A 13,317-nucleotide genomic window follows, 5' to 3' on the forward strand; every position below is an offset into this window, starting at 1 on the left:
CTATTTTTCCCAGTCAATAAATTAATAACCTAGCAACATTCGTGGTAACGCTAAACTTAATGATGGAACATAAGTCACCAATAATAACGTCATAATGAGGGCAAAATAAAATGGTAACAATGGATTAATAACCTGATTAATTTTTATGCCGCCAACAGAACAACCGATAAATAATGCACTACCAACCGGTGGAGTACAGATACCGATAGAAAGGTTGAATGCCATTAACACACCAAAGTGAACGGGATCCATACCTAATTCTGTCACGATAGGTAAGAAAATTGGTGTAAAGATAAGTAATGCCGGGGTCATATCCATAAATACACCAACCACTAATAAAATGATATTAATGATTAATAGAATAACAATCGGGTTATCTGAAATATTTAATAATGCATCACTAATTGTGTAGGGAATATCAGCATTTGCCATTGCCCAAGACATCCCCATAGATGTGCCGATTAGGAGGAGAACGATGGCGGTTGTTACAACAGAGTCTAAAATAATTTTTGGTAATTCTTTGATTGTCACTTCACGATAGAAAACAACTGCAAGAATCAAGGTATAAACAACTGCGAAGGCGGATGCTTCAGTTGCCGTGAAAATACCACCAATAATCCCCCCCATAATCACAATGATTAAACCAAGGCTTGGTAAGGCATCCAGTGTTTTTTTCATTGCTTCAGAACGAGTTGGTTTTGGTGAAACCGGGTATTTTCTTTTTTTCGCAATAACAGCGACGATAACCATGATCGATAGTCCCATCAAAATACCCGGAATGTAACCAGCAAGGAATAATGCGCCGATAGATGTGCCACCTGAAATCAAGGAATACACAATGAAGGTATTACTTGGTGGAATTAATAATCCGGTTGGGCAAGACGCTATATTAACAGCTGCAGAAAAAGACGGGTCATAACCTTCTTTCCTTTGTAATGGGGACATAATCCCGCCCATTGCTGCACCTGATGCTACTGCGGAACCTGAAATTGAACCAAACATCATGTTAGCCAATACGTTTACGTGAGCAAGAGAACCAGGTAGGCGACCTCCGATAACTTTAGCAAATTCAATTAATCGCATTGCAATGCCACCACGGTTCATAATGTTACCGGCTAAAATAAAGAATGGAATAGCAAGTAAGGAGGAACTATCTAAGCCAGATGCCATTTTTTGAGAAATTACAGCAATAGCCGCATCAAAAGGAATTGATAGCATAATGGTAAGAAGTGATGCGATACCGATAGAAAATGAAATTGGTACACCAATAAATAACAGCATAAAGAAACTAGAGCAAAGTATAATGATATTTGACCATTCCATTTTATTCTCCTTGGTGAACTGCATTCATGCTGTGGATGTTATTAATGATATCTCTGAGAAGGTAAAGGAGCATAAAGCATCCGCTTAGTGGAATTGCCAGATAAACAAGCCCCATTTGAATGCCTATCACTGGTGATATCTGTCCGTTATTTACCGTATCTATAACGAGTTTGAATCCACCATAGCACATAATAACGGCTGCAAATGAGACACTGATAAGGTTAATGATAAGTTGTAAACGATTTTGATTAATTGGAGAATTTTCAAATTTGTTGACTAAAAGATCAATGGCAAGGTGTTTCTTCCGACCTAATGCATAGGCGGCCCCCATTAATCCAACCCAAATAAAGAGAAAGCGCGCGATCTCATCAGTGTAAGTACTTGGCGTGTTAAGAATATAGCGAGACAAGACTTGCCAAATTACGCAGATAACTAAAAATGAACTTAATGCAACACAGAGTGTTGATAAGACCCAATTTATGACAGATATGAACTTATTCATTACGACTCCTTTTTGCCATTAAAGTTAAATTGGTAAACCAATTATGCTTTAAAATTTCTTTTCTGCAAGTTTTTTTGTTTAAAAGTGTGATCTGGCTCACCAATTATAAATAATTGGATTGACCACTTGATTTTTTTGAGTCTATTATCTTCACAACCGCCTAGTTGTTAGATGGTTATTCTTTAATTTACTTACTATGGGAGATGCGTTATGCAAATCAAAAAAATGTTTTTTCTTATGCATTGGTCTTGGCGTTATCAGCTGGGATTGCGTTTTCAGCTTGTGCTAAAACCGTACTAAAATTAAGTCATAATAATGATAAAACTCACCCTGTGCATATTTCGATGCAATATATGGCAGATGAAGTTAAAAAATTAACAAATGATGAAGTGGTGATCCGAATTTATCCAAATAGCCAGCTTGGTAGTCAGCGTGAATCAATGGAATTATTGCAATCCGGATCACTAGATATGGCAAAATCAAACGCAAGTGAATTAGAAGCATTTGAGCCATCTTATGGGGCATACAATATTCCGTATCTTTTCCATAATGTTGATCATTATTATCGTGCTCTACTTGATCCTGAAATTGGGCAAAAAATTCTTGATTCATCAAAAGGCAAAGGTTTCATTGGGTTGACTTATTATGATGGTGGTGCGCGTAGTTTCTATGCGGGTAAGCCAATTAAATCGCCTGCGGACCTCAAAGGGATGAAGATTCGCGTTCAACCAAGTCCAACAGCCGTTGAAATGATTAAATTAATGGGGGCATCTCCAACGCCCTTAGCATATGGTGAACTTTACACAGCTTTGCAACAAAAAGTGGTAGATGGCGCTGAAAATAACCAAACTGCGTTAACCTTAGCGCGTCACGGTGAAGTGGCGAAATTTTTCAGTGAAGATGAACATACTATGATCCCCGATGTGCTTGTGGTTGGTCAAAAATCTTGGGACAAATTAACCCCAGAGCAACAAAAAGCACTCAAAAAAGCAGCTGACGATTCAATGATGTATAACAAAGAGTTATGGCAAAAAATGATTGCTGAAACTGCTCAAGAAGCCAAAGATAAATTGGGTGTAGAATTTGTGAAAGTCGATAAACAACCGTTTATTGATGCAACAAAAAGTATGCATGATGCAGCAAAAGCAAATCTTTTGCTTAAGGAGTATATTGAACGTATTGATAACTTAGCAACCAAATAGTTATAGTTAATGTAGGAAGGATACGCCTTCGCGTATTTTTTCATTCTGGGGCAAATATGAAAAAAATTGCATTTATCGGCGAATGTATGATTGAACTGAATGGGAAACCTTTCGGTGAAATGTGGCAAAGTTATGGTGGAGATACATTAAATTCGGCCACTTATCTTAGCCGAATGAGTTCGCCAAATGACATTCAAGTTTACTATGTTTCTGCGTTAGGCTCGGATAATTTAAGCGAGCAAATGCGTGTACATTGGCAAGCCGATGGTATTAATACAGACTGGGTGTTGAAAGATGGACAACACCAACCCGGTTTATACTTTATCCAGCTTGATGAACAAGGAGAGCGTACTTTTCTTTACTGGCGTAATCAATCTGCAGCACGTTATATGGTACAACATATTGATTTCAAAAAGTTTTTATCTTATTTTGAAAATGTGAATATGATCTACCTTAGTGGTATATCACTTGCAATCTTACCAAAAACTGACCGCACTTTTTTAGTTGAACAACTAGTGAAATTGGCTCAAAAAGGCGTGCAAATTGCTTTTGATAGTAACTTCCGACCTAAACTATGGGATTCATTAAAAGATGCTCAAGAGAGTTATTTGCAATTACTACCTTATGTCAGTCTTGCTCTTGTCACTTTTGATGATGAACAATTATTGTGGGACGATGAAAATGAACGAGCTACTTTAACTCGCTTGCATCAGATTGGCATACCAAAAGTAATTGTCAAATGTGGGCGAAATGGAGCCGTTTTTTCAGATTCTCAAACATCTGAACATGGCCAAGTTGTGCCGGAACCAATATTAAATGTTGTAGATACTACATCAGCAGGAGATTCTTTTAATGCCGGATTTTTAAATGGTTATTTACGAAATAAACCTTTAGAGATTTGTTGTTGGCAAGGTAATCGTGTCGCGGGCATTGTGATTCAACATAAAGGCGCGATTATTGATAAACACGCCACTTCTCATCTTCAATCTGAATTTAATTAACGGAGTACAGTATGAATATTGCAGCTAACCATAATTTAGAAAATAAATTGATCGTCATTACTGAAGCGGGTGGGGTGTTATGCGCATTCTTAGCTAAACAACTCGCACACACTAAAGCAAATCTTGCTTTATTGGATATTAATTTTGAAGCGGCCGACAAAGTCGCACAAGAGATTAATCAAGCGGGCGGTCGTGCAAAAGCCTATAAAACAAATGTGTTAGAACTTGAAAATATTAAAGAAGTCAGAAATCAAATTGAAGCCGATTTTGGTACTTGTGACATATTAATTAATGGTGCCGGTGGCAATAATCCAAAGGCCACAACAGATAATGAATTTCACCAATTTGATTTAAATGAAAGTACAAAAACTTTCTTTGATTTAGATAAATCTGGTATTGAATTTGTATTTAATCTCAACTATTTAGGTACATTATTACCAACACAGGTTTTTGCGAAAGATATGATTGGTAAAAAAGGTGCAAATATCATCAATATTTCAAGTATGAATGTCTTTACACCACTAACAAAAATTGCAGCTTATTCCGGTGCTAAAGCTGCAATTAGTAACTTCACGCAATGGCTCGCCGTTTACTTTTCTAAAGTAGGTCTTCGTTGTAATGCCATTGCACCTGGCTTTTTAGTGATGAGTAATCAAAACCGTGCATTATTGTTTGATGCGGAAGGCAAACCAACCGCTCGCGCCAATAAAATTTTAACCAATACACCAATGGGACGTTTTGGTGAACCGGAAGAATTACTTGGCGCATTGCTCTTCTTAATTGATGAGAACTATTCAAGTTTTGTGAATGGAGTGATTGTGCCGGTTGATGGTGGGTTTTCTGCTTATAGCGGTGTATAAGGGGATAAAAATGAAACAATTTATGGACGAAGATTTTCTTCTTTCAACAAACACAGCCAAAACGCTTTATCACGACTATGCAAAACATCAGCCTATTTTTGATTACCACTGTCATTTAAGTCCAAAAGAGGTAGCTGAAAATCGCCAGTTTAAAGATCTGGCTGAAATTTGGTTAGAAGGTGATCATTATAAATGGCGTGCTTTACGTACAGCGGGCGTTCCGGAGGAATTAATTACAGGTAAAGCAGATAATTATCAAAAGTATCTTGCGTGGGCAAAGACCGTTCCGCTTTGTATAGGTAATCCAATTTACCACTGGACTCATTTAGAACTACGTCGCCCTTTTGGTATTACCAACACATTATTTAATCCGCAAAACGCAGATAAAATTTGGCATCAATGTAATGAAATGTTGCAACAGCCTGAATTTTCAGCGCGTGGTATTATGCAGCAAATGAATGTGAAATTGGTCGGAACAACGGATGATCCAATCGATTCCTTAGAATATCACCAAGTGATAAAAAATGATGGTAGCTTTGACATTGATGTTGTACCAAGTTGGCGTCCGGATAAAGTCTTTAAAATTGAATTGCCACAATTCAATGATTATATCGCCCAGCTTGACCAAGTCGCCGATGTTGAGATTCGTTCATTTGCTGATTTACAAAAAGCATTAGTAAAACGCTTAAACCATTTTGATGAACAAGGTTGCAAATCGGCTGATCATGGTATGGAAATTGTCCGTTTTGCACCGATTCCTGATGAGTCGATACTTGATGGAATTCTTCAAAAACGTTTGCAAAATCAACCGCTCTTAGAAGAAGAAATTGCGCAATTTAGTACAGCAATTTTGGTATGGTTAGCTTCTGAATATTGTAAACGTCAGTGGGTGATGCAAATGCATATTGGGGCAATTCGTAACAACAATAGTAGAATGTTTGCGTTGCTTGGCAACGACAGTGGGTTTGATTCTATTGGCGATCACACTTATGCCGAACAGCTTTCTCACTTATTGGATGCTATGGATCGTCAAAATCAATTGCCAAAAACCATTTTATATTGTTTAAATCCGCGTGATAACGAGGTGATTGGCAGTATGATTGGTAATTTCCAAACCGGTGGAGTAGCAGGCAAAATCCAATTTGGTTCTGGCTGGTGGTTTAATGATCAAAAAGATGGCATGGAGCGTCAGTTACAACAACTTTCACAGTTGGGTTTATTAAGTCAATTTGTAGGAATGCTCACTGATTCTCGTAGTTTCTTATCTTACACTCGCCACGAATATTTCCGCCGTATTTTATGTGAAATGGTAGGCAATTGGGTAGAAAATGGTGAAGCGCCAAATGATATTCCATTATTGAGTAAAATGATTGAAGATATTTGCTTTAATAATGCAACACGTTATTTTAAATAGGAAAAATTATGTCATACACAACCAGCCAAATCATCGAAAAACTTCGTCAATTAAAAGTCGTGCCGGTCATTGCCTTAGATCATGCGGAAGATATTTTACCCCTGGCGGATACCTTGGCACAAAACGGTTTACCGGTGGCGGAAATTACCTTTCGCTCTGAAGCGGCGGCGGAAGCGATTCGTTTGTTACGCGCCAATAAACCAGATTTTTTAATCGCAGCCGGAACCGTTTTAACGGCGGAACAAGTGGTGTTAGCCAAAAACAGCGGTGCAGATGTGGTCGTTACACCGGGATTTAATCCTAAAATCGTGCAATTATGTCAGGATTTAGCGTTGCCCATCACACCGGGGGTAAACAATCCGATGGCAATTGAAGCCACGTTGGACGTCGGTATTGACACCGTGAAATTCTTCCCGGCGGAAGCTTCCGGCGGTGTGAAAATGATCAAAGCCTTATTGGGCCCTTACGCACAATTACAAATTATGCCGACGGGCGGTATCGGTATGCAGAATATTAAAGATTATCTGGCGATTCCCAATGTGGTGGCATGCGGCGGTTCCTGGTTTGTGGAAAAGAAACTCATCAGCGAAAAAAACTGGCAGGAAATCGGGCGATTGACGAAAGACGTGGTGGAATGGGTCAACGCTTAATCATGAATTAAGCAATAAACTGAACCGCACCTCAACATCAAAGTTGAAGTGCGGTCGTTTTTCAGCGCGTTTTTTAATGCGCTATTATTTTGCCGCTTTATAGGGTTGACGATAGAATTTCAAATAATAGTCGTTAACCATTTTATCCAAATCCACATCGCTAAAAAGCGTCGGATAAAGCACTTTGGCAAGCCATACCTCGCCTAGCACTATCGCTTCAGGCATCGGATAGCCCCACGCCTTGGCGTATTCGGGCATTAACCAAACGCGATGATTTTTAACCGCATCAATGGTCGCCCACACGTTATCGGTTGTAATGTCGTTCACCACGTTCGGATAACGGTCCTGCACCAAAATAACGGCAGGATCCCATTTTAAAACTTCTTCCATGGAAACCGTCTGAAAACCTTTTACGCTTTCCGCCGCCACGTTGTATGCGCCCGCATGTTCCAGCATTAAACCGGTATATTTGCCGGAACCGTAAGTCCCGAGATTCGGATTGGCAATATAAGTGCGAACGCGTTTTTCTGGCGGAATATTGCCCAAACGCGCCGCCAACATTTCACGATTAGTAAAGGTGGCTTTGATTAATTCCTCGCCTTGTGCTTTTTTCTCGAAAACCTCGGCAATAATCTCAATCCCGCGTTTCAACCCTTCGTTGTAGGCATTGTTTTTATCGGCAATCGTCGGGTTAAGTTTACTTTGCTCCGTTTTATCACCGCTACGTAACGAAATGGCAATCACCGGCACATTCATTTGTGCTGATTTTTTCAATCATTTCTTTCGGCGCATAATTGGTCACAAAAACAACATCAGGTTTGATTTCCATTAGGCTTTCGATATTGACCGTATTTAAATCGCCCGGCATCGGTAAATCCGCCAATTCCGGCGCAAGACGCACAAAATCCTTGCCAAGCTGCTTTTGCCAGTTGGAAAGCACGCCCGCAATTTGCTTGGTCGCGTCCAGCTGTACTGCAAGATTTAGGGTTTGGTGCTGCAATATCACCGCACGATGAATATGGTCGGGAATGGTCACTTGTCGGTCAAGTTGATCGGTAATCACGCGATCAGCCCAAACAGAAGTGGAAAACACGCTCAATAAAAGTGCGCCAAGTAGCATTTTAAACGTCATAAAATATCCTTTGTTGATGTGAAAGGGAGTGTTGGTACAAAAAAACAAGAAGAAAGTGCGGTGATAAAAAACCACGTTTTTAAATGTTCGAAATTCTACCAAAACGCTATATATTTTTGAATATAATCGTTGGAATTTATGGGCGCAATATTGCCATAGAATGAGTAACGCGATTGCTATCGGGACGTGATATTGAGAAAGCGGGAATATTTTGCGAATCAAATATGTCGTTTTTAATTAAGCGTATTAAAAAAAGTGCGGTGAAAAAACACAATGAATTTCCACCGCACTTTTTATTTATGGAAGATTAAAACAACACCCGTGCGCGAATGGTGCCGTCGATTTCGCGTAATTTTGCCAATAACGGCGCGGTGTCTTCCGTTTCCACGTCAATGACGACGTAACCGATTTTCGGGTCGGTTTGTAAGTATTGCGCGGCGATGTTCACGTTGGCTTCCACGAAAATCTGGTTAATGCGATTAAGCACGCCCGGACGGTTTTCATGAATATGTAACAAGCGTTTGGAACCTTCGTGTTCCGGCAGGGAAACTTCCGGGAAGTTGACGGAGGACAGGGTTGAGCCGTTGTCGGAATATTTCACGAATTTGCCCGCCACTTCAAAACCGATATTTTCCTGCGCTTCGGCAGTTGAACCGCCGATGTGCGGGGTTAATAACACGTTGTCGAATTGGCGTAACGGCGAGACGAATTCTTCATTAATGGACGCCGGTTCTTTCGGGAACACGTCAATTGCCGCACCACGTACTTTGCCTGCTTCCAAGGCTTTTGCCAGTGCGTCAATATCCACCACCGTGCCGCGTGCCGCGTTAATTAAAATGGAGCCCTGTTTTAACTGCGCAATGCGTTCCGCGCTAATTAAATTACGGGTGGAAGGCAAATCCGGTACATGCAGGGAAATCACATCGCAGGATCCGAGCAATTCCTCCAGGCTACGCACCTGTTTTGCGTTACCGAGCGGCAGTTTGTTTTCAATGTCGTAGAAATGCACATCCATACCCAAGGATTCGGCAATAATGCTTAACTGGGAACCGATATGACCATAACCCACGATGCCCAGTTTTTTGCCGCGCACTTCGTGTGAACCCACGGCGGATTTATTCCATAACCCACGATGCACTTCGGCGTTGGCTTGCGGAATGTTGCGCATTAATAACAAAATTTCGCCCAGCACCAATTCCGCCACGGAACGGGTATTGGAGAACGGTGCGTTAAATACCGGGATACCGCACGCTTTGGCAGCGTTTAAATCCACTTGGTTGGTACCGATACAGAAACAGCCCACCGCGATAAGTTTCGGCGCGGCGGCAATCATCTCGGCGGTAAGGTTGGTGCGCGAACGCAAGCCGATGAAATGGGCGTCTTTAATGGCGTCTTTCAAATCGTCGCCGTCCAAGGCTTTTTTGTGATAATCAATATTGGTGTAACCTGCGGCGTGCAAGGTGTCCAAGGCGCTCTGGTGAACGCCTTCCAGTAACACGAATTTGATTTTGGATTTATCCAATGAAACTTTGACTGTCATGTTTGCTCTCCAGTTATTTTTAAATTATTTTTGCGCCGCTCTGGGTGCCGACAATCACCGTGTCCGCCGCCCGCAAAGCGAAAATGCCGTTGGTTACCACGCCTGCAATGTTGTTTAATTCTTTTTCCATCGCTACCGGATTCATAATCTCAAAATTATGCACATCCAAAATGATGTTGCCGTTATCGGTCACCACGCCCTCACGATATTCCGGTGCGCCGCCTAATGCCACCAATTTACGCGCCACTTGCGAGCGCGCCATGGGGATCACTTCGATTGGCAGCGGGAAAGTAGAGCCTAACACATCAACCTGCTTGCTACTATCCACAATGCAGATGAAATTTTTTGCTAGTGCAGCCACAATTTTTTCACGTGTCAACGCCGCGCCGCCGCCTTTAATCATCATTTTTTGCGGATTGATTTCATCGGCGCCGTCCACATAAATATCCAACTCGGAAACATCATTGGCGCTGAACACCTCAATGCCTTGTCGGCGCAATAATTCTTCCGATTTTTTGGATGCCGCGACCACGCCTTTAATTTGATTTTTTAGCGCGCCCAAGGCTTCAATAAAACAATTGACGGTGGAACCGCTGCCCACGCCGACGATCATCTCCGGCTTTACAAATTGCAAAGCCGCTTGCGCGGCGATTTTCTTCATTTTAAGTTGATCCATTTTTGCTCCTTAATAACAAAATTACGCGATGTTATTTCGCGTAAACGTTTGCTTTTACTTTAATCAGTTTTCCGCGGATAAACAAGTGGCAGGCAAATTTTATTCCGGCAAAAAGTGTTCCAACAGTTCATTTAAAAACAGTTTGCCGTGCTCGGTGATCTGCCAAGTGCGGTCGGTTTCCGTGATGAATTTCTGTTCCTGCGCCCAAAGAACGTCATTTGCTACCGCACTTAAAGGCAAGCCTGTCAGTTGCTCAAAGTCGCTTTTCGGGACGGGTTCGAGCAAGCGGAAGCGATTCATAAAGAACTCGAACGGGCGATCCTCGGCGCTCACCGACCGTTCTTCATACAAATACTCTCCGCGCATATAGCCTTTCGGGTGTTTGGTTTTGCTGTAACGCAGGATACTGCCATTGGGAAAACTGAGCTTGCCGTGTGCGCCGCAACCGATGGCAAGATAATCGCCGAATCGCCAATAATTTAAATTATGTTGGCACTGAAAACCCGCTTTGGCGTAGGCGGAGGTTTCGTATTGTTGATAACCGGCGGCGGTGAGTAATTGATGTCCCCGGTCGAAAATATCCCACAATTCGTCCTCATCAGGCAACTTAGGCGGGCGGTAAGCGAACATGGTGTTCGGTTCGATGGTGAGCTGATACCAGGACAAATGCGGCGGCGCAAGCGCAATGGCTTGACGTAAATCGTCCAGCGCTTCGTTTAAGGTTTGATTCGGCAAGCCGTGCATTAAATCCAGATTGAAGCTGCGTAGGTGAGAAACGTTGGCAAAACCCACCGCACTTTTGGCTTCTTCGGCGTTATGAATGCGTCCCAGTTTTTGTAATTTTTCATCGGAAAAACTTTGAATGCCCATGGAAATACGGTTCACGCCCGCCTGCACATAACCGCGAAAACGCGCTGCTTCCACCGTGCCGGGGTTGGCTTCTAAGGTGATTTCAATATTCGGCGTAAAAGGAAGGCGTTGTTCGATCTGGGCTAATAAATCCCCAATGGTTTCTTCGGAAAACAGGCTTGGCGTACCGCCGCCGATAAAAATGGAATGAAGCGGACGCTGTTGCACGCTTTCCTGATAACGCGCCAAATCCGCCGTTAAATCCGCCAGCAGATGCCGCACATAATCCTGCTCGGGAATTGTGCCTTTTTGCGCGTGCGAATTGAAATCGCAGTACGGGCATTTCTGCACGCACCACGGAATATGAACGTATAAACTCAGCGGAGGCAATACAAACGGGTTCAACATCGCCGCCGACATGTTAGCGTACAACCACGGCGGTGCCGCTTGCCACAATCATGAACATGCTTTTGGACTCGGAAGTGATGGTGGTGTAATTCACTTCCACGCCCACAACCGCATTGGCGCCTAAGGCTTTAGCATTTTTCGCCATTTCGTCCAAGGCGTCTTTGCGTGACTTGGTAATACGCGATTCATACATCCCGGCGCGTCCGCCGATGATGTCGGTGATGCTGGCAAAGAAATCACGAATAAAATTCGATCCGGCGACCACTTCGCCGAAGACCAGCTGTTTGTATTCCACGATTTGTTTGCCTTCAATGTGAGGTGTGGTGGTGATAATCATGTTACTTCCTTAAATTCGTTACCAAAAACGACCGCACTTTATGCGCTTAATTTCGTTTTAAGCACCGCTAACGCGCGGGCGCGGTGGGAGATTTTCTTTTTCTCGACGGTGTCCAGTTCGGCAAAAGTGCAACCCTGTTGCGGGCTGAAAAATAATGCGTCGTAACCGAACCCGTTTTCACCTTTTTCCTCAAAAGCGATGACGCCATGGCATTCCCCTTGCGCGATAATCGGTGACGGATCGGCGGGATGTTGCAAGAGCACGATGGTGCTGACGAATTTGGCTTTACGCTGTTCCGCCGGCACATGGGCTAACTCCGCCAATAATTTGGCACGATTTTTGGCGTCATTGCCCTCTTCACCGGCATAGCGTGCGGAATACAGCCCCGGCGCACCGTTCAACGCCTCAACCACCAATCCGGAATCATCGGCAATGGCAGGCAAACCGGATTTTTCGGCGGCATAGCGCGCTTTTAAAATGGCATTTTCAACGAACGTCAGCCCCGTTTCTTCCGGGCTGTCGATACCTAAATCCGTTTGTGCAATCACGTCAAAACCGAAATCCGCCAACACATCCGTCATTTCTTTGACTTTGCCTTGGTTGCCGGTCGCCAATACAATTTTTTGCTTCATTTTTGTTCTCTCAAGTGCGGTTGAAAAATGCCCCGTATTATAACTGCGCCCAATAAAAAAGACGAGGAACATTGCCTCGTCTTGCATTAAAACAACAACTAAAGGAAAAAATTATAAGGCGATACGGTCGCGATTTTTTTCTAAGGTCGCTTTGCCGATGCCTTGCACTTCCAACAACTGCTCCACCGCGCTGAAATTACCGTGTTTTTCACGATACTGCACCACCGCTTCCGCTTTTTTTGCGCCGATGCCCACAAGGGCTTTTTGAATTTCCGTTGCCGTGGCAGTGTTAATATTCACTTTCTCGCCCACTGTTGCCGTTGTCGTCGGTTGCTCCATTTGCACCGCCGGTTCAGCCGCTTTTTCCGCCGCCGCGGCAGAACCCGCGAACACCGAACCTAACACGAACAGCGAAGCCAAAAGATGTTTCATTGCTTTCATAGTGATTCCTTTTCTGACTAAAGTTAAACAAACGTTGAATCAATCAACGGGCGTACTTTGCCGAAAAGGGAAAAAACGCGCGAGAAAATGACCGCACTTTTGGGATCCTGGTCGCAAAATCAAGAAAAGTGCGGTGGGAATTTGGGGTGTTGGTGTTTTTGAGGTATAGTAGACAAAAGGGGTGGTTTTACCAACTCTTTCCATTTAGAAAATCCTTAATAAGCACTATGTTACGCCTCCTTGTTAAACCACGATGCACGGATAATTTTTGTTCTTGAATTTACAATCCAAGTGCAAAAAAGAAGAGTTCATAATAGTGTATAATTTTTGTTCCCAAACAAAAAACAAAC

General features: G+C 42.7%; 13 protein-coding genes and 1 pseudogene. 5 read left to right on the forward strand and 9 right to left on the reverse strand.

Features of this window, described 5'->3' with window-relative positions:
* Positions 1-21 precede the first annotated feature (21 nt).
* The gene (locus DK423_RS09430) at positions 22-1,323 is read right to left on the reverse strand and encodes a TRAP transporter large permease (protein WP_005557384.1); all 1,302 of its coding nucleotides are present in this window, start codon (positions 1,321-1,323) and stop codon (positions 22-24) included.
* 1 nt (position 1,324) lies between these two features.
* Positions 1,325-1,825 (reverse strand): TRAP transporter small permease, encoded by a 501-nt coding sequence (locus tag DK423_RS09435; RefSeq protein ID WP_005557382.1) that lies wholly within the window; start codon positions 1,823-1,825, stop codon positions 1,325-1,327.
* A 203-nt stretch (positions 1,826-2,028) separates the two neighbouring features.
* Between DK423_RS09435 and DK423_RS09440 the strand changes: the two genes are divergently transcribed.
* From DK423_RS09440 to DK423_RS09460, 5 genes are read left to right on the forward strand one after another with little or no spacing between them, the layout of a single operon-like run.
* A complete protein-coding gene (locus DK423_RS09440; RefSeq protein ID WP_061886705.1) occupies positions 2,029-3,027 on the forward strand; it encodes a TRAP transporter substrate-binding protein in 999 nt (332 codons plus the stop codon).
* A 56-nt stretch (positions 3,028-3,083) separates the two neighbouring features.
* Entirely contained in the window at positions 3,084-4,028 is a 945-nt protein-coding gene (locus DK423_RS09445; protein WP_005557378.1) for a sugar kinase, read from the forward strand.
* A gap of 11 nt (positions 4,029-4,039) precedes the next feature.
* Positions 4,040-4,888, forward strand: a complete 849-nt coding sequence (locus tag DK423_RS09450) for an SDR family oxidoreductase (protein ID WP_061886704.1) — start codon at positions 4,040-4,042, stop codon at positions 4,886-4,888.
* A gap of 10 nt (positions 4,889-4,898) precedes the next feature.
* The gene (gene uxaC / locus DK423_RS09455) at positions 4,899-6,302 is read left to right on the forward strand and encodes a glucuronate isomerase (protein ID WP_005557375.1); all 1,404 of its coding nucleotides are present in this window, start codon (positions 4,899-4,901) and stop codon (positions 6,300-6,302) included.
* Positions 6,303-6,310: 8 nt separating this feature from the next.
* On the forward strand, positions 6,311-6,952 hold the full coding sequence (locus DK423_RS09460) for a bifunctional 4-hydroxy-2-oxoglutarate aldolase/2-dehydro-3-deoxy-phosphogluconate aldolase (RefSeq protein ID WP_005557373.1): 642 nt from the start codon (positions 6,311-6,313) through the stop codon (positions 6,950-6,952).
* 84 nt (positions 6,953-7,036) lie between these two features.
* On the opposite strand, the pseudogene DK423_RS09465 reads toward DK423_RS09460, so the two are convergent.
* The 7 genes and pseudogenes from DK423_RS09465 to DK423_RS09495 form a co-directional block, all read right to left on the reverse strand.
* A pseudogene (locus tag DK423_RS09465) lies at positions 7,037-8,084 on the reverse strand (ABC transporter substrate-binding protein).
* 307 nt (positions 8,085-8,391) lie between these two features.
* Positions 8,392-9,624: a phosphoglycerate dehydrogenase gene (serA, locus tag DK423_RS09470; protein WP_005557364.1), complete on the reverse strand. Its 1,233-nt coding sequence runs from the start codon at positions 9,622-9,624 to the stop codon at positions 8,392-8,394.
* Between the two features lie 19 nt (positions 9,625-9,643).
* Positions 9,644-10,300 carry a ribose-5-phosphate isomerase RpiA gene (rpiA, locus tag DK423_RS09475; protein ID WP_005557363.1) on the reverse strand — a complete coding sequence of 219 codons (657 nt, stop codon included), beginning with the start codon at positions 10,298-10,300 and terminating at the stop codon, positions 9,644-9,646.
* 99 nt (positions 10,301-10,399) lie between these two features.
* The gene (gene hemW / locus DK423_RS09480; RefSeq protein ID WP_032996674.1) at positions 10,400-11,569 is read right to left on the reverse strand and encodes a radical SAM family heme chaperone HemW; all 1,170 of its coding nucleotides are present in this window, start codon (positions 11,567-11,569) and stop codon (positions 10,400-10,402) included.
* A gap of 1 nt (position 11,570) precedes the next feature.
* Positions 11,571-11,894 carry a YbjQ family protein gene (locus tag DK423_RS09485; protein WP_005557359.1) on the reverse strand — a complete coding sequence of 108 codons (324 nt, stop codon included), beginning with the start codon at positions 11,892-11,894 and terminating at the stop codon, positions 11,571-11,573.
* A 38-nt stretch (positions 11,895-11,932) separates the two neighbouring features.
* Positions 11,933-12,526, reverse strand: a complete 594-nt coding sequence (rdgB, locus tag DK423_RS09490; RefSeq protein ID WP_032996673.1) for an RdgB/HAM1 family non-canonical purine NTP pyrophosphatase — start codon at positions 12,524-12,526, stop codon at positions 11,933-11,935.
* Between the two features lie 111 nt (positions 12,527-12,637).
* Positions 12,638-12,967 (reverse strand): ComEA family DNA-binding protein, encoded by a 330-nt coding sequence (locus DK423_RS09495; RefSeq protein ID WP_005557355.1) that lies wholly within the window; start codon positions 12,965-12,967, stop codon positions 12,638-12,640.
* Between the last annotated feature and the right edge of the window lie 350 nt (positions 12,968-13,317).

Origin of the sequence: Aggregatibacter actinomycetemcomitans, assembly GCF_003130205.1 — a bacterium.
In the GTDB taxonomy this organism is placed as follows: domain Bacteria; phylum Pseudomonadota; class Gammaproteobacteria; order Enterobacterales; family Pasteurellaceae; genus Aggregatibacter; species Aggregatibacter actinomycetemcomitans_A.